This is a genomic window from Eggerthella guodeyinii (assembly GCF_009834925.2).
In the GTDB taxonomy this organism is placed as follows: domain Bacteria; phylum Actinomycetota; class Coriobacteriia; order Coriobacteriales; family Eggerthellaceae; genus Eggerthella; species Eggerthella guodeyinii.
In genome coordinates this window covers 114,737-138,838 of sequence record NZ_CP063310.1, presented here as the reverse complement: position 1 = coordinate 138,838, position 24,102 = coordinate 114,737, and the positions used below count along the sequence as shown (strand labels likewise).

The following is a 24,102-nucleotide window of genomic DNA, read 5'->3' as shown; positions in this document are numbered from 1 at the left end:
GAAATGTTGTATTGGCAGCAACAATACGGAGGACGGTCCCGCCCGCAGCTGAGGCTCGCGAACGGTGCTCTGCCCGTAGCGGCCCCGCAACCATCCCGCAACAATTCCCGATTTCCAGAAATGTCAAACAACGGCTTAACAACGGATGCGTTCCTTGCTACAATCAGCTGCACAATTTCATAGCGTCACCCCGTTGATGCGTCCTGGATCGAAAGAAACAGGGCGTGGAAGGGGCCTCTGGAGAATCCCGACCATCGGATCGGGTGCCGAAGGGGCAAGGCGCATCGCCGCGAAGGCGATGCCGCTGAAACTCTCAGGCAAAAGGACAGAGCAAAGCTAGGCTTGTCGCGCGAGCATGAACGCACGCCTTCCCTCACATCCTCCAGAACAGCCACGTCGTACACGGGTTTCGCAGAAGTTGCCCGTACGAAGTTGGTTGAAGGAGGAACGTGGTGGAAGGCTTTTTTAGTATGATCAACGATGGGCTCGTCGCTATAGACGACTTCATCTGGGGCGTGCCGCTCATGGTGTTGATCCTGTTCGGCGGCATTTTGCTCACCGTGCGCCTGCGAGGCGTGCAGTTCCGGCAGCTGCCGCGCGCGCTGCGCTATATGATCAAGAACGAGACCGGCGGCGAAGGCGAAGTGACCAGCTTCGGCGCGCTGTGCACGGCCCTGTCAGCCACCATCGGCACCGGCAACATCGTCGGCGTGGCCACGGCCATCGTGGCCGGCGGCCCCGGCGCGATGTTCTGGATGTGGCTGGCAGCGCTGTTCGGCATGGCGACGAAGTTCTCCGAGGGCCTGCTTGCCGTGAAGTACCGCAGCGTCGACAAGAAGACCGGCCACGTGCTGGGCGGCCCGTTCTACTACATCGAGCGCGGCATGGGCAAGAACTGGCGCTGGCTGGCGAAGGTGTTCGCGTTCTTCGGCATGTGCGTGGGCCTGTTCGGCATCGGTACGTTCACGCAGGTCAACTCTATCTCCAGCGCGATCACCGGGTTCTTCGACCCCGAGAAGAGCGCAACCGTGAACATCCTGGGCATGGACTACTCCATCTTCACCGTTATCGGCTCCATCGTGCTGGCCGTGCTGGTGGGCCTCGTGGTCATCGGCGGCTTGAAGCGCATCGCGAAGGTGTCCGAGCGCGTCATCCCCGCCATGGTGGTGCTGTACGTTGGCTTCTCGCTGATCCTCATCGTCACGAACCTCGACAAGATTCCCGGCGCGTTCGCCACCATCTTCCAGAGCGCGTTCGGCCTGCAGGCGGCCGCGGGCGGCATGCTGGGCGCCATCATCATCGCCATGCAGAAGGGCATCGCGCGCGGCATCTTCTCGAACGAGGCCGGCCTGGGCTCCGCGCCCATCGCCGCCGCTGCCGCGCAGACGAAGGAGCCGGTGCGCCAGGGCCTCGTGTCCATGACCGGCACGTTCCTGGACACCATCGTGGTGTGCTCGATGACCGGCCTCGCGCTGGTCATGACCGGCGCGTACCAGATCCCCGGCCTCGAAGGCGCGGCCGTGACCACTGCCGCATTTCAGGCGGGCCTGCCGTTCATCCCCGGCGAAGTGGTATCATTCGTATTGATGGCGTGCTTGGTGCTGTTCGGCTTCACCACGATCCTGGGCTGGGACTACTACGGCGAGCGCTGCCTCGAGTACTTCAGCAACGGCTCGATGAAGGCCGTGAAGACGTACCGCTGGCTGTACATCGCCGCCGTGTTCATCGGCCCCTACATGACCGTGGCCGCCGTGTGGACCATCGCCGACATCTTCAACGGCCTGATGGCGTTGCCGAACATGATCGCTCTCATCGCGCTGTCCGGCGTGGTGGTGAAGGAGACGAAGGACTACTTCGCGCGTCTGGCCGCCGCCGGCAACGAGGACGAGATGGCGCCGCATCTGCCCGGCGACAACTGGGACATCCCGCCCATCGACCCGCTGGACGACCGTTTGGGAGCGGCCAACTAACCCACTCCGCGCGTCAAGCGCGCAACAGCAGAGAGCACCCCCTCGGATCGCAACCCCGAGGGGGTGCTCTTGCGTTGGGGGGGGGCGAAGCGCGCAGTTCGACACGCTCGACACGCAAATTCCCGCGAAGTAACCAATTTTGACGTTTTGCGACCTTTTGGCCCTGTCACGGGGCCGACCACGTTTTGCGTTATCCGCAAAACAGCAGGTCATTCGCACATGTGATAAAAGCGGCCGTGTTCATTCGGAGTTCAAAGGCTCATGAAAGGTCGCAAAACGTCAAAATTGGTTACTTCGCGGGAAATCCCGTGCCGAACCACGCGCGCCCCCACGCGAAGCGTTCGTTCGCGAAGCAGCAAACGCGCTCGACGCCCCTACCCCGTCTGCTGTTCCTCGTCCTCCCAGCCTTGCGAGGCGGAGCGGCGGCCCTTGCGCACCGGCTTCTCCACGTCGTTGAGCAGCTCGAACAGCTCGTTCTTGCTGTGGATGTTGAACTTGCGGTAAATATGGTTGATGTGCGCCTTCACGGTGCCCTGCGAAACGTACAGCACGTCCTCGATCTCGGCCACGGTGTCGCCCTGGGCGATAAGCTGCAGCACCTCTTCCTCGCGCGGGCTGAGGTTGTACGCGTGCGACAGGTCGGACACGCGGATGGCCATCCGTCCCTCGGCCGACGCGCTCCCCATCGGGTCGTCCTTCAGCACGATGCCCCACTTCGCCGACAGCCCGCGTTCGGTGAAGAAGATCACGACGAACGTCAGCACCACGGCAACCGCCACGCCGCCGTACAGCACCGACGTGGCCTCCTCGCCCAGGTTCGCCGACGCGCCGGCGAACGCGAGCCATCCCACCAGCTCCACCACGTAGCGGATGCCGCGCTCGATGCCGTTGATCCACACCGCGTTCACGCCGAACCGGTACGTGATGTTGCTCATGACGATCATGATGTACATGGACAGCATGGTGTAGCCCGCGTCGTAGCACAGCGCCATGATCTGCGCGTTCGTCCCGAACGTGGGCATCACGAACAGGAAGCCCACGATGAACAGCGGAAACGCCAGCTGGTAGATGGTGTCGAAGTTGAACCAGCGCGAGGCGGACAGCACGCCGAAGAACACGAGGGCCGTCACGAACATCGCGCCCAGCACGTTGCCCGGCACCAGCAGCTGCGTGGGCAGCGCGCCGAAGCCGCCCGCGAACGTGCACACCGCCATCAGCAGGATGGGTTTCCAGGGAATGGTCTTCGGATCGCCCTCGTTCATGGCCGGCGGCAAGTCGCGCTCGGGCAGGCGCCGCATGCTCGAGCGCACGCACGCGAGGCACACGAGCGGCAGCACGATGGAGAAGAACGCGAGGTACGGCACCGACATGCCCATGAACAGCCACTTCACCACTTCGCCCACGAAGATGGCCATGGCGTGATACAGCGCCACCCGCATGGGGTTGAGCGAGCCGTAGAACTCGGCCCACATGAGGATGAGCGACCCGAGGCCGCCGCCCGCCGCCAGCAGGCCCACCACCTTGAGCGCCGGCGACGGCACCACGAAGCACGCCAGCACGATGAGCGCCGATCCGCCCACCATGCACGCGCCCGTCAGCAGCACCGCCGTGCGGTTCGCCCATAGCGGCGTCACGCGGCGCGCCGCGAAGGCCAGCGCCAGCGACACGATGCCGATGGCCCCTTCGAACAGGAAGTAGTCGAACACCGAGATGGTGGGGAACGCGTCGTAGCGGAAGAACGTCGCGAGCCATGCGCGGTAGAACCCCACCCCGAAGAACACGAAGGGGATAGCCGCCACGCGCAGCAACACGGCTTTCCACCGATCGACGAACCCTTGTTGCGCTTTCTGAGCCACGCTCCTCCCCTCAATCGCCCTCCCATGATACCCAAGAAAGGCCAGCTTGCAAGAGGGTTATAGCGCGGGTTAAGCATTTAACCCGGACGGACAATTGTCCGAAACCTCCAAACGCGTAGGCTGGCATCAGCGCTTGATCAGGGATAAGGCGCACCAACGTAAGGGAGGAAAGTATCATGGAACGTTTTTCTCGTAGGCAGTTCATCACCGGCGGCGCCGTGGCCGCATTGGGCGGCACGCTCGCTTTGGCCGGGTGCGCGCCCAGCGGTTCGTCCGACGCGAAGGGCTCGTCGAACGGCTCGGGCGCAGGCAGCTCCGCCGGCGTGGGGTCGGGCATGGGCAAGCACGGGCAGTTCGACGTGGAGGTCATGGTCACCGACGGCAACCTCGACCGCATCACCGTCCTCAACTCGCGCGAGACGCCGGGCATGGGCGACGTGGCCATGGAAGAGCTCACGCAGCTGATCGTGGACAACCAGACGCTCAACGTGGATACCGTGTCGGGCGCCACGCTGTCCAGCATGGCGTTCATCGGCGCCGTAGGCGACGCGCTCGACCAGGCCGGTCAGAAATCGAGCGACTGGAAGAAGCGCGACAAGGCCACGCCTGCGCAGGCCGAGCTGCCCGCGTCCACCGACGTCGTGGTCATCGGCGGCGGCGGTGCCGGCTTCGCGGCGGCCATCACGGCGGCCAACGAGGGCAAGAACGTCGTGCTGCTGGAGAAGATGGGCGTGTTCGGCGGCGACACCGCGCTGTCCGGCGGCGAGATGGCCGCGCCCGGCAACTGGATTCAGGTGCAGGAGGGCATCGCCGACAGCCCCGACGCGCTGGCGAAGGACATGCTGGACGGCGGCGACAACGCGGGCGACCCGGCCCTCGTGCAGATCATCGCCGAAGGCGCGCTGGACAGCTCGCAGTGGCTCACCTTCGAGGGCGGCATCTCGTGGAAGCACGACCTCATGCAGTTCGGCGGCCACAACACGAAGCGCTCGATCATCCCCATCACCCACAGCGGCAGCGAGATGACCACGAAGCTGACGAAGCGCGCCGGCGAGATCGACACGCTGACGCTGGCGAAGAACACGCCCGCGGTGGAGCTGGTGAAGAGCGGCGACGCCATCACCGGCGTGAAGGTGAAGAACAACGTCACCGGCGCCGAGTCCATCATCGCATGCAAGGCCGTGGTGCTGGCCAGCGGCGGCTTCGGCTCCAACATCGACATGCGCGTGAAGTACAACCCGGCGATGGACGACTCCATCCTGTCCACCGACTCGGTGGGCGCCACGGGCGACGGCATCACCATGGGCGAGGCCGCGGGCGCGAACCTCATCGACATGCAGTACATCCAAACCTACCCGGTGTGCGACCCCGAAACCGGCTCGCTGCTGTACGTGGGCGACGTGCGCCTCGAGAGCCGCGCCATCATGGTGAACAAGGAAGGCGACCGCTTCGTCGAGGAGCTCGACCGTCGCGACGTGCTGTCCAACGCCATCGTCGAGCAGACCGACGGCAAGGCGTACATGCTGTTCAACCAGTCGAACGCCGACGAAACGGGTCTGCTGGTCACGCACGAGGACGAGTACGAGAACCTCGAGGCCCGCAAGATCATCGTGAAGGGCGACACGCTGGAAGCCGTGTGCGAGCCCTTCGGCGTGGACGCCGCCGAGCTGGCGAAGACCGTCGAGAAGTGGAACCAGTACTGCAAGGACGGCAACGACCCCGACTTCAACTTCCGCGGCGACTTCAACGCCATCGAAGACGGCCCCTACTACCTGATGGCCTACAAGCCGGCCGTGCACTACACCATGGGCGGCCTGCACATCAACACCGACGCGCAGGTGCTCGACGACACCGAGACGCCCATCGCGGGCCTGTACGCAGCCGGCGAAGTGGCCGGTCACAAGATGGGCACGAACCGCCTGGGCTCCTGCTCGATGTCCGACATCTACACGTTCGGGCGCATCGCCGGCAAGAACGCCGCGGCGTTCACGGCGTAGCGCCACCCTCTCTCAAGATCCCGCGCTTTGCGTCGGACCCACCCCTCCCTGGCCGCGCCCTCCCTCCGGGCGCGGCCGCTTGATCTTCCCGACGATCGGGCACGCGCATCCGAACATTCCAAGCAATTTTGACGTTTTGCGACCTTCCGCCCCCGCCTCGAAACCGACCGATTTCTGCACCGCATACGAAACAGCAGGTCAGTCGCACGCACGTCAAAAGCGGCAAGCATCAGCGGGCAGCGTTCGAGAGCGTTTGAGCGCGTAAAGGTCGCAAAACGTCAAAATTGCCTACTTCGCGGGAAATCGCGTGCCGGTCGCGCTTGCTTCGCGCAAAACGCTCGTTGCCCGCATCCGCCGCGAGAGCAACCCGCGCCCTCCCTCCGGACGGGGCCCTTTTTCGGGTACAATGACGGCAGCACATTCGCGTCGAACCCGCAGGAATACGGAAGGGACCAGCATGGAGCAGCATCTCGTCTTCGCGATCAGCAGGGAGTACGGAAGCGGCGGCCGCGAGATCGGCGAGCGCCTCGCAAGCGAGCTGGGCATCGCATACTACGACAAGCTGCTGCTCAAGCGCATCGCCGAGGAGAGCGGCCTCAGCGGCGACGTGGTCGAGGACTTCGACGAGAAACCCATGCGGCCGCTGCTGCTCAACCCCAACAGCTTCTTCTGCGGCACCGACATCGAGCATCCGGTGGCATCGCGCATCTACAAGACCGAGGTAGACATCCTGAAATCCATCGCCGACGAGGGGCCGTGCGTCATCGTCGGCCGCTGCGCCGACTACGTGTTGAACGGCCATCCCGGCCTCGTCAGCTTGTTCGTCAGCGCGCCCATGGAGGCGCGGATCGCGCGCGTCATGCGCCGTAACGACCTCTCCGAGGCCGACGCGCGCAGCCGCATCGCCCGCGTCGACAAGAACCGCGCCAACTACTACCGCTACTTCACCGACGAGAATTGGGGCCAGGCGCGCAACTACGACCTCTGCATCAACTCCGGCGACCTGGACGCACTCGGAGCAGTCTCCGTGATCAAGGCGTTCGTAGAAGCCCGGGGGAAGTAGGGGGCGTAATGCGCCTCCCGCATTGAGCCCCCCCCCCCCCGCATTGCGCCTCTCCCTGTGGCGCCCGCGTAAGCGCGTGCGGACCAAAGAGCTTTTCGCGGGCGCAATGTGGGGGCGCATTGCGGGGACGCAATGCGGAGGTGGCGCAGCGCGTAGGAGGAGGCGCAAAACGGCCCCGGCATTAGCCGGGGCCGTTCGCTTTAGGCTGCTTGCTCGAGCGAGGCCAGGATGCTTGCCAGCTCCTCCGGCGTGTCGAAGGGGCGCTCTTCCTTCGTTTCCACGATGAATACCTCGCCCTTCCACGTCTTCTGCTCGATGTGCGGCTCCGCCGCATCGGCGGATGCCCGCTCCTCGACCTCGGCCGATTCGGCATCCTGCTTCTCTTCGGCGTCGAACTGCTTCGTGCGCACGAAGTACTTCACGGTGAACCGATCCTTGTCCGGGAAATCCTCCCTCGAGAAATCGTACTTCAAGTTCTGCAATATCCCGGCAATCACCTCGGGCATCGGCTGGGAGCCCTCGATGGCCGCCAAGCCCCGCTCGCTGTTGAACGTTGCCTGATCACCGACGTACACGGTGCGAACGCGCTGGCGGCGCGTGCGCTCCATCTTCACGATGACGGCGATGGCAACCACGATGACCGCCCACCACACGATGGACAACACGAGGTCGAGCGGCTCGTCAACCTGGTTGAGGCCCAGGAAGAACCAGAGCCACAGGAAGAACGCCGAGGCCAAAGCCAGCAGGACGAATACGATCACGTTGCTTTTCTTCATGATGAAACCCCTATTCGCCCAGACCGGCGGCCAGCGTCGCGCCAGCCGGAGCGCCCTTCGGCATAACCGGCGCCGTCGCGTCGTCGTTGGTCGACGGAGCGCCGGGAGCAGGGTCGCCGCCCCCGGTCAGATCGTCTTCGTACGTCTTCAGCTTGTGCGAGAACAGCCCGCGACGCAGCGCCACGCATGCGGCATAAAGAACCGACACGATGATGCCGAGGATGATGTACCAATGCACCCAGCACCATGCATGCGAGCCGGAGGCCAACGGCGTGCCGTCGTCCTCGATCTCGGTTTCACGCGGCTCGCCTTGGGCAAGCGGCGTCTCGTTGTCACCGATGACCGTCTCAACGGCCCCCTGCAGCGCATCAACCACGGGCGTGACGATGGCCGTCAGCGGGTTGTCGGCCAGCGGCGTGCCCGGCGCTGCCGGAAGCGGCGTCGGGGCGACCGGAGCGGTCGGCGTCGTGGGAGTCGTGGGCGTGGTCGGCGTGGTCGGACCCGTGGTGCCACCAGCCGTGATGGTGAACGTGCCGTTGACCACCTGCACCGCGTAGTTCGGATTCGCCGTGAACTCGGCCGTAAGCGCATCGGCGTACACGCCAACGGCCTCGTCCGTGCCCGTGCGAACGTACGTGACGACGCCCAGATCGTCCGGGTTCACCAGCTGCTGAGACAGCGCGCCCGTGAAGGCGGGGTCAGCAGCGCCTGCAACCTTGGAAGCGTCGGCAACCGTGATGACCACCTGCATGGGATCAACGCGCAGCGTGCCCGGTTCGACATTGACGGTCGGGTAGTTGGCCGTCACGTCCTCGCCCGCCGCATTGCGGATAAGGTAGCTCGTGATGGTGCCTTCGCCTGTGCCGGCCTCGGTCTGCGAGCCGCCGTACACCACTTCAACGGTATCGCCCGGGGCCAAGCCGATGGGATTGAACCCGGTGGGCTCGAGCGGCGTGCCGTCGTACGTCTTGCTGCCGTCGTTCACGATAAGCGTCACTTCGCCGGCCGGCGCGATGATGAAGCGTCCCGGAGCCGTCTTGGCGGTATAGTTGCTGCGCTCGCCCAGCTGCACGTCGCTCACCGTGATATCGTACGTGCCCGCATTCTCGCCAGCCGCACGGGTCACCACGTAGGAGCCCTCGAACGTATCGCCGGAAACGAGGCCCGACACGGAAGCCGTCAACGCAGGATCGCCGTCGCCGTAGCGCTTGCCGGTATCGTCGGCCGTAATCACAAGCTCGGCCGGCTCGATGGCGAAGCTGCCAGCTTCAACTTTCACGTTGAACTGATCGCTCACGATGTTGCCGTCGGCGTCCTTCACCACGGCACCGCCCTCGACCGGAACAGACGTGACGGAATCGACCACGTCGGTGCCCGAAGCATGGGAGATCAAGCCCGACACGTAGTAAGTCTGGCCGTCAACCTGAACCGGCACGCCCTGGGCAGTCTGATCGACGAAGCCGTCGATCGCGTGCTCAGCGCCGTCGTACGTGAACGTACCGGACTGGGCCGTCACCGTGGCCTCGTAGCGAGCGTCGCGGTTCCCGACGGACAGCTGCCCCTCGGTCTTGCTCACCACGTAGTTGTCGAGGTTCGTGCCGTCGTTCACCTTGATGACGAAGGAGTTCGGAGCAGCCGCACCGGGCAGCGTCACCGAGCCGGTGAACACATAGTATGCGCCTTCGTTCGCAGCCCAACCGTCCTCCACGGCAAGCGGGGCAGAGCCGTTCGTCAGAGGCCTGCCGTCATACGTCTTGGAATGGCTAGCCGATTCCAGCGTCAGCGTGCGCTTCTCGATGACGAGCGAGCCGCTTTGCGTATTCACGGCGAACTGGCTGGTCACGTCGTTGCCGCCGGCGTCGCGCACGACGGGGGTACCGCTCACCGTCGCCACGTAGGTACCGGCGTCGGTGCCCGACACGCCGGCCTCGAGACCGCTGACGTAGTAGGTACGGCCATCGGCCTGCACCTCCACGCCCCGATCGGTCTGGTCCTGCAAGCCGGACACGGCATGCTCGGCACCGTCATAGGTGACCGTCGCGGAATTCGCCGTCACCGTAACCGCGTACTGAGCCTCGCGGCTCATCACCGCGAGCGAGCCGTACCGCTTGTCGATCTGGTAGTTCTCCGCCTTCGCGCCTCCGTTCAGCACGTAGTCGAACGTATTGTCCGACGTGCCGACCAGCTTCTGCGAACCGGTGAACGTGTAATCGGCGCCCTCGTTCGTCGCCCAACCATCGCCCGACACGGCAACCTCGCCGCCGGTGAGCGGTTCGCCGTCGTACATCTTGCTGGCGGAAGAGCTCTGCAGAACCACGGAGCGCTTGTCCACGACAAGCTTTCCGGGCTCAGGCGTGACGGCAAACTGCTTGCTCACGTCGTTGCCGTCGGCGTCGTGCACCACCGGGGTGCCGTCAACGCGCGTAACGAACGTGCCAGCATCGGTGCCGACGGCGTTCGCGGTCAGGCCGGAGACGTAATAGGTGGCCCCGCCCGCCTGGACGGGAACGCCCTGAACGGTCTCGTTCTCGAAGCCGGTAACGGAGTGCTTGTCGCCATCGTAGAGCACCGTTGCCGACGCGGCCTTTACCGTCACGTCGAATGCGGCATCGCGGTTGGTCACCGTCAGGAGGCCCTCGATAAGTTTAATTTCGTAGTTCGACGCCTTCGTGTTCTCATTGAGCACCATCTCGAAGTTGTTCGGCGACGACCCGACGAGTTTCTGCGACCCGGAATAGGTGTAGCTCGCACCCTCGCCTTCGGCCCAGCCCTCGCTCGCTTCGATGACGCGATGCGCCACCAGGGCTTCGCCGTCGTACTCCTTGGTATCGGAAGCGCTCGTCACGCTCACCTTGCGCTTCTCAACCGTCAGCGAACCGGCGACGGCCTCGATGCTGAACTCGTTCGTCACATCGTTGTCGTCGGCGTCGCGCACCGTCGGGTTGCCCATCACGTTCGACAAGACGGTGTCGACGTCGGTCAGCTCGGCAGTAGCCCTAAGGCCGGTGATGTAATAGGTGCGACCTTCCGCCTGGACGGCTATGCCCTTCTCAGTTTCGTTTTCGAATCCGGACACGGTTTTCTTCTCGCCGTCATAGGTATAGGTGGCCGACTTGGCTTCCACCTCCACGTCGTACTTGGCATCGCGGCTCGTCACCGTCAACGTACCTTCGCGCTTGTCGATCTGGTAGTTCTCGGCCTTCGTATTGCTTGCCAGTTCGTACGTGAAGGCGTTCGAGGAGAAGCCCACGATGGTCTGCGAGCCGGTGACGTCGTACGTGGCGCCTTCATCGGCGGCCCAGCCATCGCCCGAGATGTTCACCTCGGTATTCGTCAGCGCCGTGCCGTCGAACGGCTTGGTATCCGTCGCGCTCGTGAGCACCACAACACGCTTGTCCACCGTCAGGGAGCCGGTCTTGAGCGACACCCTGAACTGCTTCGTCACATCGTTTTGGTCAGCATCGAGAACCACCGGCGTGCCGACGATACCAACCGTCGTCGTACCTGCATCGGTGCGCGTGGCCTTCGCTTCAAGCCCCGTCACCGTGTAGACGGCACCGTCGATCGTGAATTCGGTCTGGACGAAGCCGTCAACGGACTTCTCCTGGCCATCGTAGGTAAACGTGCCGGAGTTGGCCTCGAGGTCTACGGCGTATTTCGCATCGTCGTTGCGATCCTCGATCGTCAGCTGGCCTTCCGTCTTGTTCAGCTCGTAGTTGTCGAGGCTCGTATTCTCGTTCGGGACGACCTTGAACGCGTTGGAGGTCGTCGCACCAGGCAGCTTCACCGATCCGGTGAACTCGTAGGTCGCGCCCTCGTTCTCGGCCCAGCCCTCTTCGACGGCGAGCGCGGTACCGCCGTTCGCCAGCGGCGTGCCGTCGTACATCTTGGAGAGCGTGGCGGACGTCAGCGTGAGCGGACGCTTATCGATGGTCAGCGTACCCTGCTTGTACACGATGTTGAACTGCCTAGTCACATTGTTACCCGCAGCGTCGGTGACCTTCGCGTCGCCGCTCGGGATCACCTGGTAGGTATTCGCATTGGTTCCCGTGGCCTCGGCGACGATGCCCGATACGGTGAACGTGACGCCGTCGATGGTGAATTCCGTCTGCTTCAACCCGCTGACGGACTTCTCGGTGCCGTCATACGTGGTCTTCAGCGAGTTCGCCTCAAGCGTCAGGTCAAACCTCGTCTCGCGGTCCTTCACCGTCAGCGTGCCCTCGCTCTTTTTGATGCTGTAGTTTTCGGCCTTCGTAGCACTGTCAAGCACGTAGGTGAACGCGTTGGGCGCGGATCCCACGTTGATCTGGGAGCCCGTCACCTGGTAGGTCGCGCCCTCGCCCTCGGCCCAGCCGTCACCCGACACGTTCACCGTGTCGTTGGTCAGCGGCTTGCCGTCGTAGACCTTCTCGCTCGAACCGCTCTGCAGCGCCACCGAACGCTTCTCGATGACGAGGGAACCGCTCTTGGTCTTCACGTCGAACTGGTTGGTTACGTCGTTTCCGTTGGCGTCCTGCACCGTCGGCATGCCGCTCACGTTGACCGGGTAGTCACCGGCGTCGGTGCGCGAGGCTCCGGCCGTCAACCCCGTAACGTAGAATTCCAGCCCGTTTGCCTGCACCGGCACGCCCTGGTCGGTCTCGCCCACGAGACCGGAGACGGCATGCTCGCTTCCGTCATAGGTTGCCGTGCCGGAGTTGGCCGTCACCGTCACCTCGAATCTGGCTTCGGCGTTGGCCACGCGCAGCGTTCCGAAGAGCGTCTCGATCGCGTAGTTGTCTTCAATCGCCCCGTTCGTGAGGGCATACGTAAACACGTTGTCAGAAGAGCCGACTAGGGTTTGGGAGCCCGTAACCTGGTAGGTCGCGCCCTCGCCCTCGGCCCAGCCGTCACCCGACACATTCACCGCGTCGTTGGTCAGCGGATAGCCGTCGTACGGCTTTTGGCCGGATTCGCTGGTCAGAACAACGGAACGCTTGTTGATGGTGAGCGAGCCGGGGTTGACCGAGACGTTGAACTCGCTGCTCACATCCTCGCCGCTCTCGTCGAACACCTCAGCCGCGCCCTCAACGGGAACGGAGCCCACGGAGTCGGACACGTTCGTGCCGGACGCCGCGGAGGTCAGGCCCTTCACGTAGTACGTGCGGCCGTCAGCCACCACGGGGACGCCCCGGTCGGTCTCATTCGCGAAGCCGGACACCGTCTTCTCGGTGCCGTCGTAGGTGAACGTGCCGGAGTTGGCCGTCACATTCACGTCGTACTTGACGTCCTCGGGACGGTTCACGATGGTCAGCTGGCCCTCGGTCTTGGTCACATCGTAGTTGTCGAGGCTCGTGCCCTCGTTCGGCACGACGGCGAAGTCGTTCGACTTCGTCTCGCCAGGCTGGGACACGGAATTCGCGAACTCGTAGGTCGCGCCCTCGTCCTCGGCCCAGCCCTCTTCGACCGCGAGCGCGGTATCGCCGTTCGCCAGCGGCGTGCCGTCGTAGACCTTGGAGAGCGTGGCGGACGTCAGCGTGAGCGGACGCTTCTCGATGACGAGCGAACCGTTCTTCGTTTTGATGAGGAACTGATCGGTAACAACGTTACCTCCCTCATCGGTCACAACAGGATTGCCGGTGACGTTCGCATCGTACGCATTCGCGTTCGTTCCCGTAGCGCCTGCCTCAAGGTCCGTAACCGTGAAGGTAACGTCGCCGATGGTGAACTCGGTCTGCTTCAAACCCGAGACGCTCTGCTCGGTGCCGTCGTACGTGAACGTGCCGGAGTTGGCTTCGACCGTGATCTCGAACTTGGCGTTATCCGGACGCGATGTGACCGTCAGCGTGTTGACGTGCTTGGCGATAGCGTAGTTAGTGGCCGTCGTGCCGCTCTTCAGCGTGTAGTCGAACGTGTTATCGGAGAAACCAACCGCAGTTTGCGACCCTGTGACGGCGTAATCGGCGCCCTCGCCAGCAACCCAACCGTCGCCCGACACGGTAATGTCAGATGCCGTCAGCGGCGAACCGTCGTACGGCTTGGTCGCCGCCGCACTCGTCAGATCCACCGAACGCGGCGTGATAGTCAAAGTGCCGTTCTCGCTGTTCACATTGGCATAGTAGCCGCTATTCCCCACCTCGAAACCGGTGATCTCGTTGTTGCCCTCAGAGCCGTCGGCGACGTTCTTCACCGAGCCCGACACCGTGGCGGTTACCGTGTCGCCCGTGGGCAGCGTGTACGAACCATCCTCGTTCCGAGTGACAGCAGAACCGCCGTACGAGACGGTATACCCGCTATCGGAATGCGTCTCCCCGTCGTACCTCCACGACTTCGACACCGCCGTGATCACGAGCGGCTTCTGCGAAGCAACGATCTCCAGCGCGCCGACCGTCGTGTTAATCGTGTAATTCGCGGTGACGTCGCTGTCGCCATCAAGAATGGTGATGGCGTCGAACGAACCCGCGTATATTCCGGGAATCGTTCCGTTGATGCGGTACTGGGTCGATACGGACTGACCCTGAACCAACCCGCTCGTGCCTCCGGGCTGCCGACCATCAGATCCGCTCGACGGTTCAACCTCATACTGGTCCGAAGTATAGGCCTTTCCCGTGTACTGCTGAGATTCCGACCATCCCTCGCCCGTCAAAGCAATCGGGCGCTTCTCGATGGTCAGCGTGCCCTCCTCATACGTTACGGCATACTGGTCCGTAACGTCCTTTCCCGTCTCCGCTTCTTTGATTTCCAGCTTGTCCTTATCACGGAACGTGACGGGATAGGTACCGGCGTTGGTTTCCTCAGCTCGCGCGGTAACGCCGTGCACGGCAACGTCGTTGTCGCCTTCGAACGTCGTATCCGACGCAACATGAGGCGTGCCGTCATACGTGAACGTATCGGACTTCGACAGGATCTTCAATGCCTTCTTCGCGGCAAAATGAGCCGTGAACGCGGTGGGCACGTACAATCCCTCGCTCGTAGCGAACCTCTCGACGGCCGCCTTGTCGAGCTCGAGCTCCGTTGAAACGATGTCCGAGGAATCGCCCACGCTCCAACCGACAAAGTAATAGCCGGGGTCGACATCCGTCGCCGCATGGGGCTGAGCCTTCGAACCCGCGGCCTCACCGCTGATCACGCGGAGCGTCTCGCTTTCCCGGGACACGCTGCCGCCGTCGGTTGCCTGATAGGTTATCAGCGCCGTGTTCTCCTTGAAGTACGCCTTCAACACAAGAGAACCGTCGCCAACAATCGTTCCATCGAGCACGTTGTCGGCCGCCTCGTCGAAGGTGTAGCCCGCTTTTGCGTAGTCTGCAACATCCAAGGACGCTTCGGCATCGGTCGTGCCGGCCGATTGGTGAATCTCAGGGTCTCCGTACTCGCCGTTGGCCTCGTAGTACACTTCGATCCTGTAAGCGGTATCATCGTCCATCGCCCACTGGGCATACAGAACGTTCTCTCCTTCATCGACGTTCACCCGCGCCGCCGCGCCCGCCTCAAAGGCAGTGCCCGAACCATCCTTCTCGGTATTCCATCCCGCAAAATGCATGCCAACCCGAGGCGCTCCGAAGCCCAGATCCTTCGCCGCCTTCAGAACCGTCTCCTCGTTATTGGCAAGGTCGATGGTAGCCGAGTCGCCCGTTCCACCGTTGGCATCGTAGGTCAACGACGTTTGCGGCGCCGGCTGCCCCCATTGCGCGTAAAGCGTAATGTCGGCGTTGCCAAGCTGCACCATGCCGCCGGGATAATGCCTCGTGCCGCTACCGTCGACATGCGTGCTCCACCCAAGGAACGTTTGGTTTTCAGAAGGCGCCGTGAGCGTGCTCTTGGCCACTTCGGCAAAGCTTCCCTGCGCATACTCAAGTCCGTCGGTCGGCACGTCGCCGGTGCCGCCGTTCGCATCGTAGGATACCGAGTAGCTTTCGTTATTAATATAGTAGGGGTACAGCTCGATATCGCCATACGCTTGCGTATCGAAATTGAAGGGTAGGTACGTATAGTCTCCGTCGGAACCGGAGCGCGTCATCCAACCGACCCACTTGTATCCCTCGGGAACGTCGACGATCGAGGAAGGCTCGCTGGACGTCGTCTTTCCGTAGGCAACCTCATGCTGGGTCGCCACCGAGGATCCGCCCATGTCGGCATAATAGGTGACCTGGTAGGTGGGAAGCACCCACTTTGCGTACAATGCCAGGTTTCGAGCCGGCATGGTTGCGTCGGCGAAGTCGAATTCCGTCCCCTCGGCAAACGTCGGAGACGTGTACCAGCCCGCGAATGTGGAGCCTTCCGGAACGCCCGCGTCCTTCGCGCTCGGTTCCTCCCCCTCATCCTCGATCGACCAGCCGTATTTGATGGCTTCGCTCGTGCGTACCGAACCCTCGTTGTTGAAGGTGATGGTATAAGCTTTCCTCTGGAAATAGTGACGCGCCGTCCACGTGCCGCCTTGGTTGAAGAATCCCTGGTTGCTCGCGAGGTCAGCGCCGACCCATTCGTACCCGCTCAGAGCGTTCACGTAGTTGGCAATCGTCGCATGCACGCCCGTACCGTTGAACACCAGCGTGTCTTCGATCTCGAACATGCTGGTATTGTAGTTGTTCGAATACCGATAGCCCGAATTGTACCTCTTGTCGGTAGCGCTGGTTTTGCCGATCTCTTTTGTGTTCCCCACCTGCTCGACGTACAACTCGAGGTGGTGAAGGGCCGTTCCGTTCTTGACGTAGTAGAGCGTTCGATTCTCCGTCATCGTCTGAAATGGAGCAATGACCGGGTTGCTCGTAGTTCCGGGGTCGCTCGGATTCGCCACCCAAACGCGGACGCCGTACGCATTGTTTATCTTCTTCGTGGCCTCGGCCCACTGCGCAGAAATATCGGCACCGTAATTCGCCGTGATGGTGCTCGCGGTCGTATAGTCTTTCTTGTTGCTGCTGCTCCCCTTCGTGCACTGCAGATCAATCGTGTACTCGACACGATTCAGGTACACGTTGGCAATCGCCGTACCGTCACCCTTCACGGTGATGGTCTTATCGCTCGACTCGTCGACCGCGTCCATAATGTGCTTGTTGTCAATCGCAAAAGTGCCGACGCTGGACTTGATCTCCGAAGCGCTGGGAAGCGCTACGGCTTCATCGGTCGTCCCTTGATAGTCGAGCGTCGTCACGTAGTCGTATTGCTCTTCCTCGTGCGTCGAGTCGGCTGCTTCCAGCCACACGACAACGCTGTAGTTCGCTTTGGCAGCTTCCCACTTTGCATACAGCGTCGTATCCTCGGCAAGCCCGGAGCCAAACGAATAGGCGTCTCCCTCGCACGACTCGTTGCCGTACCAACCCGCAAAGCTATAGCCCGAACGCGTGGGTTCGGCAGGTTCGGAGGAGACGTCTCCCACGCCGACGAACTGCGGCGTTGCGTACGATCCGCCCTTGGCATCGAAGGTTATCCATTTGCCCGTCTCGACCTTCGGATACAGCGTGACGCTCGAGTCTTTCAGCTCGACCGAATCAACCTTGTTCGTGCGGTCCGCATCGGTATACCAACCGGTCACGCTTTCGTTCGGAGCAAGCGGGAACGTCACGTCGGTCGCGATGACGTCTCCGGAAGTCCCCGACTTGGTGGTGAAGACGCGGCTGCCCGAGTTGTCCATAAAGTACACGTAGTATGCCTTGGAAGACTTGGCGTACAGATCGTAAGTGACCGTACCGGCAACCGTCTGCTTGCCGAAGGCGCTGAACTTGCCCGCCCATTCGCTGCCGTTCTTAGCGTACCAGCCCTGGAAGGACTGACCTTCGTCCACGGTGGGAGTCTTGGGCTCGTACAGGGTGTCGCCGGTTTTCACGATCTGCCGGTCAAGAAGCGTCGCGCCATCCACACCGTAGAAATTATAGGTGGCGAGCTGAGGCGTCCCCTCAACCGTCACAACGTAGATGGAGAAATGGCTCACGTCGAAGCTCTGCGCGGCGGCATCGGCTTGACGGGCGGAGACGGGGCTCACGCTCGAACCGTCGTTGGATACGTGGTACACGCCCATGGTTTCGCCGGCGATACCGGCATTGAAGAAGCAGACGTTCACGGAGGCGCTCGGCTGGATGACGTTGCCTTCGGGGCCGACAAGCGTCACGTCGATGGCAACGGCGGTTTCCAGCTCTTTGCCCTGCCGCTCCACGGCATTCTCAACCGCGTCCATAACGGTCGAGCTCGTGACCTGCACCGCTTGCACGGTGGTGCCTTCGGGCAGGATGCCCTCGGCGGCGGTTACCTTCACCAGTACGTCGCCCGCCTGGGCGTAGCCCTCGAACGCGGGGCTGCTGACGTCGGCTTCCACTTCGACGACGTCTTCGTCGACGACGGGCGTCTCGGGCTGCTCGGCCTCGGGCTGATCGCCCTGGTCGGCGTCCACTTCCCCGCCTTCGATCTTGGTGTCGCTGGTGATGGGCTTGGTTTCAACCTCGGGCTCGTCGGTGGCGACGGGGGTGGCCGCGACGGTCACGACGAGCGTGCTGTCGACGTAGTCGGCCGCGATGGTGGACACGCCGTCTTGGGTGGTGACGGGCACGTCGACGTTCGCGGCGTTCTTCGCGGTGATGGTTCCCAGCTCGAAGCCGGTGTCGGCGCTTGCCGTGAACCGCAGCTCTTTGTGCAGCTCGGTGGTCAGCGTGGTGCCGGAAAGCAGCTGATCTTTGATGGACACGAACGCGTTGTCGGTCTCGAACGTCACGACGGCCTCGTCGACGGCCGTCGACACGAGCGGCTCGGAAGACGTCGTCTTCGACGCATCGGCATCCGCGGCAGCGGCGTCCTCGCCGTGCTGCACGGCTTCGTCCACGACCTTCTCGTCGGAGGCTTCCGCCACCGGCTCGGCCGCTTTCTCGGGTTGCTCGGTAGATTCGCCCTCGACAGCGGGCAGCTCGCCTTCGTCGCCCGCGAATGCCAGGATGTTCGTCATCGACATCACCAGCACCACCGACATGAAGACGGCGAGGAACTTGCCCTCGAACGTGTTTTTAAGATCGAGCATTTTCTCCAACATATTCATCACCCAAACTCTCGCCATCTGCGGGAGGTTTCAATCGCCGCGGAGCCCCGCAGCTATCGAGCCATGCGCGCAAGATGTTTTGCACGTGCCATGAGCTCATACGTTGTCGAATATGCTGAAAAAACTTGCCGTTCTCGTGGTAGGCAACGGGCATTCGTTTTCGACATCCGGGGATGCGAAATAAATGCTATATACCCAATATCCATTTTATCACGGAAACTTCCCAAGATATGAAGAACGGGGTATCAATTTTTAGAATACAATACCCATACAAATTTCCCTATCTCCGCTGGTGGTTGTAGATTTATATGACACTCCCCCCGGCGTTTTCCCGCACGCGTCTCCAAGACGAAATCAACAGTATCAAACGCCCCTACCAGGAGGGGTATAATGCCTCGATACCAACAATCGTAGAGAGGGCGCATGCACCTGCTCGGCACCATAGCCTCTGGACGGAAGCGACGCGAAGCGGCCGACGCGCCGAAGCCTTGGCGTGCGCCCGTGCGCAAGCTGGGCCGCATCGCGTGCGCGGTCGTCCTCGCGGCGTCGATGACGGCGCTGGCCGGATGCGGCGGCGAAGGGGGCGCGCCCGGCTCGTCGGACGGGCAGGGCCAGACGAGCGGCCCCGCCTACGAGCGTCCGGAATTGGCGCTTTCCCCGTTCGACGAGGCGGCGGCCACGGGCGAGCGCGGGGCGGCGTTCGACACCTCTCACCTGTCAGAAGGCTACATCGCCGTGTCGGCCACGGCGTCCACGCGGCTGAAGTTCCAGGTGGAGAAGGACGGCTCGAGCGGCACGTACTACTTCGACCTGCCCAGCGACGGCACGCCCATCTCATGTCCGCTCGTCGAGGGCGACGGCGCGTACACGTTCACCGTCTGGGAAAACACGACCGGCCAAAGCTATGCCGAGCTGGACAGCCTCTCCGATCAGCAGGTGACGCTCGCTGATGAATTTCAGCCGTTCATCCGCCCGAGCATCTACTGCGATTACGACGCCTCCAGCGAGAGCACGAAGCTGGCGAACGACCTGTGCGCCGACGCGCAGAACGAGGGCGACGTGGTGCGCAGCATCTACGATTGGATCGTGGACAATATCGCATACGACGAGGGGAAAGCCGCCGAGCTGGCCGACGCGACCGGCTACCTCCCCAGCCCCGACGCGTGCATCGCCGACGGCTCGGGAATCTGCTTCGACTACGCATCGCTGGCGGCCGCCATGCTGCGCAGTCAGGGGATTCCCTGCAAAATAATTACGGGATACGTCTCGCCTGATAATATATACCATGCTTGGAACATGGTGTATATTGACGGCACATGGGTGGACGCACGCATCAATATCAAGCAGAACACGTGGACGCGCATAGACACGACGTTTGCTGCCGGAAGCGGGTCAAGCTACGTGGGGGACGGAACCACGTATACCGATCTCTACACGTACTAACCTGACGATACAACGTAGCACGAGATAAAAGGAGCGCGTAGGACATGGCCACGAAGATGCTTGAAAGCAGCGCTATTTCCGCCTTCTGCGAGAGCGTCGCCGTCATGCACTCCGCCGGCATTCAGATGGACGAAGCCGTCTACCTGCTGGGCGAGAACATGGAGGACGCGGCGTTCAAGCGCGCGTGCGACGACGTGTACCAGGAGCTCATCGCCGGCAAACCGCTGGCGCGCGCCATGAACGACTCGGGATGCTTTCCCTCCCACGTCGTCGACATGGTGGGCGCGGGCGAGCATGCGGGCCGCCTGGAGAACGTGCTGTGGAGCTTGGCGACGTACTACGACGAGGAAGATCGCCTGTACGCCAAGATCAAGAACGCCATCGCCTACCCCGCCGCGCTGCTGTGCGTCATGTCCGTGATCCTGCTGTTCACCGTCATCGTGATCCTGCCTGTGTTCGTGGACGTCTACCAGGGACTTTCCGGCGATCTGACGGCGGGCTCGTTCGGATACGTGAACGCCTCCATCATCATCGGCTGGATCGCCTTGGGCGTCACGCTCGTCTGCACCGTGCTCGTGGTGCTGGGCGTGCTGGCCAGCCGCTCGGTGTCGGGGCGCCAGCGCCTGCTGCATCTCTTCGAGAAAATGCCCTTCACGCGCGGTCCGCTGCGCCAGATGGCCGTCAGCCGCTTCACCGCGGCGCTGGCCACATTCGTCGCCGCCGGCGTGAACACCGACGCCGCCATGGAGAAGGCGGTCGCCATGGTTGATCACGCGAGCCTGAAAACCCAGCTCGAAGTGGCGCGCACCCAGATGACGGACCCGACCCAGGCCAAGAGCCTGGCGCAGGCCATCTTCGACAACAACGTGTTCGAGCCCATCTACGCCCGCATGCTGGTGGTGGGCACGCGCTCCGGCAGCCTGGAGACCGTGCTGGCCAGCCTGTCCGACACGTTCTTCGACGATTCCATCGCCCGCCTCGACGGCCTCATCGACAGCGTCGAGCCCACGTTGGCCGCATTCCTCACCGTGGGCGTGGGGGCCACGCTCATCGCGGTCATGCTGCCGCTCGTCGGCATCATGGGATCGATCGGCTAGCCTCATGTACCACGAGCTGACCAAACAGGAAATCAGGAGACGCACCCGCAAGCGCATGGCTGGATTGTTCGCCATCGTGCTGGCCGTGGTGCTCGTCTGGCTTTCCTCGAGCGCCATCGGCGCGTCGCTGCGCGAGCAGGGCGAGCTTTCGGTGCGCAACGCCATCCTCAACAGCGCGAAGCAATGCTGCGCCATCGAGGGCGCGTACCCCTCGTCGCTCGCCTATCTCGAGGAGAATTACGGACTGGTCGTGAACCGCTCCGATTACGTGATCACCTACGAGGTGTTCGCCGACAACGTCATGCCGAACGTCGTGGTGTTGGCAAAATGAAGGACGATATGGTGCAAACGCTGATCCGGGCAACGGGGTCCAATCGCAGCGCCGAAGCGCGCGGCGGAAAGGCGCGCGGCCGCGCGTTCATCACGCTGCTGTTCGCCGTCATCGCGCTGTTCTTGCTGCTCGCGCTGCTGGTGGGCACGAGCGCCTACCGCGCGGTGAACGACGTGCGCTCGTCCTCCGACAACACGCGGCTGGGATTGTCGCTGATCGCGAACTCCATCCGCTCCACCGACGGCACCGATGCCGTGGGCGTGGCCGACGGCCCCGAGGGGCTCGCGCTCGTGCTGACCGAGCATCTGGAGAACGGCGACTACGAGACGCGCCTGTACGCCTACCAGGGCGCCATCGTCGAGGAGTACACGCGCGCCGGCACGGCGTTCACCCCCGAGAAGGCCCGCGAGATCGTGGCGTCCTCGACGTTCGACTTCACCTATACCGACGGCCTGTTGACCGTGCACACCGACCAGGGCTCTACCTCGGTCGCCTTGCGCAGCGTACGAGGGGGTGCCTGATGGCCATCGACCTTTCCCGCCTGCGCCGCAGCAGCGTGCACGACCGTCGGCCCTGGCACGGCTCGGCGTTCATCGTGGAAGCGCTCGTGCTGCTCGTGTTCCTCATCGCGTCGCTCGCCGTGCTCATGCAGGTGATCGGCGGGGCGCACGAGCGGGGCGAAGACGCCGACCGGCTGTCGAACGCCATCATCCTCGCGTCGAACGACGCCGAGACGTTCGCGGCCGACCCGACCGCCGGCGACCTCGTTACCACGTACGCCCTCGTCAACGGCGAGCTCATCGTGGAGGCGGGCAACGACGCCCCCGCACGCGCCGACCGCTACGACGTGACGCGCACCGTGCAGGCCCAGGCCCAGCAGACCGGCACCCTGTACGAAGCCCATATCGAAGTGACCAGCGACGACGCGATTGTGTACCAGGTGGACACGGCGCGCTACGTGTCGGACGAGGGGGTGCAGCGATGAGCGGCTCCAACAGCAGCGTGCGCATCGGCCCCATCAGCCTGTTCACACTCGTCATCATCCTGTGTCTGGCCGTGATGGCCGTGCTGTCGGCAACGACGGCGCAAGCGACCTACGCCGCCGCCGAGAAGCAGGCGCTGTTCACCGATGACACGTACGCGAACGAACGGTCCGCCCAAAGCGCGGTGGCCGCCATCGACGCGGCGCTCGAACCGGTGCGCGCCGCCGACGGCGACCTCGACGCGGCGCTCGCGGCCGTGGACAAGGCGCTGCCCGCCGGCGCCCAGCGGGACGGGGCGACCGTGCACTTGACGTTCACCACCCCCAGCGGGCGCACGCTCGACGTGGAGTTGACCATCACGGCGCACGCAACGTACGAGATCAGCCAATGGAAAGCAACAACGCAGTGGACGAACGACGGCCCGAGCGCCACGCTCTGGTCCGGTGCCGCGCAAACACGATAGGAGAAGCACGATGAAACTGGAGCAGCTCTTGCAAGAGATGGTGGATGCGAAGGCATCCGACGTCTTCATTATCGCAGGACTTCCCTTGGCGTACAGCGTGAGCGGCCGCCAGGTGCGCCTCGACTCGGCGCCGTTCAAGCCGGCCGACACCGAGGCCTTCGTCAGCGCTATCTACGAGGCGTCGGGTCGCAGCATGGCCCACTTCATGGAGAACGGCAACCACGACGACGACTTCTCGTTCGCGGTGCCGGGCGTCGGCCGCTTCCGCGCCAACGTGTTCCGCCAGCGCGGCTCGTACGGCGCGGTCATCCGCGTCATCCCGTTCGGCCTGCCCGACCCGGTGGAATTCCACATCCCCGACGAAGTGCTGCGCCTCGCCAAGTTCCAGAAGGGCCTCGTGCTGGTCACCGGCCCGGCGGGTGCCGGCAAATCCACGACGCTCGCCTGCATCATCGACCGCCTGAACCACGAGCGCACCGGCCACATCATCACGATGGAAGACCCCATCGAGTACGTGCACAAGCACGGTTCCTGCATCGTCACGCAGCGCGAGGTGCCCACCGACGTGGCCACGTACGGCGAGGCGCTGCGCTCGGCCATGCGCGAGAGCCCCGACGTCATCCTGCTGGGCGAGATGCGCGACCAGGACACCATCGGCACCGCGGTGACGGCCGCCGAGATGGCGCAGCTGCTGTTCTCCACGCTGCACACCACGGGCGCGGCCGGCACGGTCGACCGCATCATCGACGCCTTCCCCGCCTCGCAGCAACGCCAGATCCGCATCCAGCTGTCCATGGTGCTGCAGGCCATCGTGTCGCAGCAGCTCGTGCCCACCGTGGACGGCGGCACGGCGCCGGCCTTCGAGATCATGATCACGAACACGGCCATCCGCAACCTCATCCGTGAGGAGAAGACGCACCAGCTGGACAGCGTCATCGCCTCCGGCGGCGCCGAGGGCATGCGCACGATGGACCAGAGCCTGTTCGGCCTCGTGAAGAGCGGCCAGGTGGCGAAGGAGATGGCGCTGCAGTACAGCATCCATCAGGAGGCGCTCGAGAAGCGCTTCGAAATGGAAGGGCTGTAGGAAGTCCCGACAACAAGGCCCTGCAGCTCTTTGAACTGCGGGG

At 63.3% G+C, this 24,102-nt stretch carries 13 protein-coding genes and 1 riboswitch; of the genes, 10 read left to right on the top strand and 3 right to left on the bottom strand.

Features of this window, described 5'->3' with window-relative positions; translation table 11 throughout:
• Positions 1-227 precede the first annotated feature (227 nt).
• Positions 228-339, top strand: a riboswitch (glycine riboswitch).
• 113 nt (positions 340-452) lie between these two features.
• Complete coding sequence (locus GS424_RS00595; protein ID WP_436231607.1) at positions 453-1,970, top strand: alanine/glycine:cation symporter family protein; 1,518 nt, start codon at positions 453-455, stop codon at positions 1,968-1,970.
• A gap of 374 nt (positions 1,971-2,344) precedes the next feature.
• On the opposite strand, the gene GS424_RS00590 is transcribed toward GS424_RS00595, so the two are convergent.
• Positions 2,345-3,826: a response regulator transcription factor gene (locus GS424_RS00590; RefSeq protein ID WP_160940734.1), complete on the bottom strand. Its 1,482-nt coding sequence runs from the start codon at positions 3,824-3,826 to the stop codon at positions 2,345-2,347.
• A gap of 176 nt (positions 3,827-4,002) precedes the next feature.
• Between GS424_RS00590 and GS424_RS00585 the strand changes: the two genes are divergently transcribed.
• Both GS424_RS00585 and GS424_RS00580 read left to right on the top strand, forming a co-directional pair.
• Complete coding sequence (locus tag GS424_RS00585) at positions 4,003-5,823, top strand: flavocytochrome c (protein ID WP_160940735.1); 1,821 nt, start codon at positions 4,003-4,005, stop codon at positions 5,821-5,823.
• 457 nt (positions 5,824-6,280) lie between these two features.
• Positions 6,281-6,886, top strand: a complete 606-nt coding sequence (locus tag GS424_RS00580) for a cytidylate kinase-like family protein (protein ID WP_160940736.1) — start codon at positions 6,281-6,283, stop codon at positions 6,884-6,886.
• 200 nt (positions 6,887-7,086) lie between these two features.
• Here the strand turns inward: GS424_RS00580 and GS424_RS00575 are convergent, their stop codons facing one another.
• Positions 7,087-7,662 (bottom strand): DUF4238 domain-containing protein, encoded by a 576-nt coding sequence (locus GS424_RS00575; protein WP_160940737.1) that lies wholly within the window; start codon positions 7,660-7,662, stop codon positions 7,087-7,089.
• 10 nt (positions 7,663-7,672) lie between these two features.
• Complete coding sequence (locus GS424_RS00570) at positions 7,673-18,652, bottom strand: InlB B-repeat-containing protein (RefSeq protein WP_160940738.1); 10,980 nt, start codon at positions 18,650-18,652, stop codon at positions 7,673-7,675.
• Between the two features lie 429 nt (positions 18,653-19,081).
• Between GS424_RS00570 and GS424_RS00565 the strand changes: the two genes are divergently transcribed.
• From GS424_RS00565 to GS424_RS00535, 7 genes are read left to right on the top strand one after another with little or no spacing between them, the layout of a single operon-like run.
• Positions 19,082-20,101 (top strand): transglutaminase domain-containing protein, encoded by a 1,020-nt coding sequence (locus GS424_RS00565; RefSeq protein WP_160940739.1) that lies wholly within the window; start codon positions 19,082-19,084, stop codon positions 20,099-20,101.
• A gap of 44 nt (positions 20,102-20,145) precedes the next feature.
• Complete coding sequence (locus GS424_RS00560; RefSeq protein WP_160940740.1) at positions 20,146-21,198, top strand: type II secretion system F family protein; 1,053 nt, start codon at positions 20,146-20,148, stop codon at positions 21,196-21,198.
• 55 nt (positions 21,199-21,253) lie between these two features.
• Positions 21,254-21,529: a hypothetical protein gene (locus tag GS424_RS00555; RefSeq protein ID WP_244977628.1), complete on the top strand. Its 276-nt coding sequence runs from the start codon at positions 21,254-21,256 to the stop codon at positions 21,527-21,529.
• Between the two features lie 8 nt (positions 21,530-21,537).
• Positions 21,538-22,050: a DUF4860 domain-containing protein gene (locus tag GS424_RS00550; protein WP_160940742.1), complete on the top strand. Its 513-nt coding sequence runs from the start codon at positions 21,538-21,540 to the stop codon at positions 22,048-22,050.
• Positions 22,050-22,514 carry a hypothetical protein gene (locus GS424_RS00545; RefSeq protein ID WP_160940743.1) on the top strand — a complete coding sequence of 155 codons (465 nt, stop codon included), beginning with the start codon at positions 22,050-22,052 and terminating at the stop codon, positions 22,512-22,514. Before GS424_RS00550 ends, GS424_RS00545 begins: the two co-directional genes overlap by 1 nt.
• Positions 22,511-22,975 (top strand): FixH family protein, encoded by a 465-nt coding sequence (locus GS424_RS00540; RefSeq protein ID WP_160940744.1) that lies wholly within the window; start codon positions 22,511-22,513, stop codon positions 22,973-22,975. Before GS424_RS00545 ends, GS424_RS00540 begins: the two co-directional genes overlap by 4 nt.
• A gap of 10 nt (positions 22,976-22,985) precedes the next feature.
• Entirely contained in the window at positions 22,986-24,059 is a 1,074-nt protein-coding gene (locus GS424_RS00535; protein WP_160940745.1) for a type IV pilus twitching motility protein PilT, read from the top strand.
• The last annotated feature ends 43 nt before the right edge of the window (positions 24,060-24,102 follow it).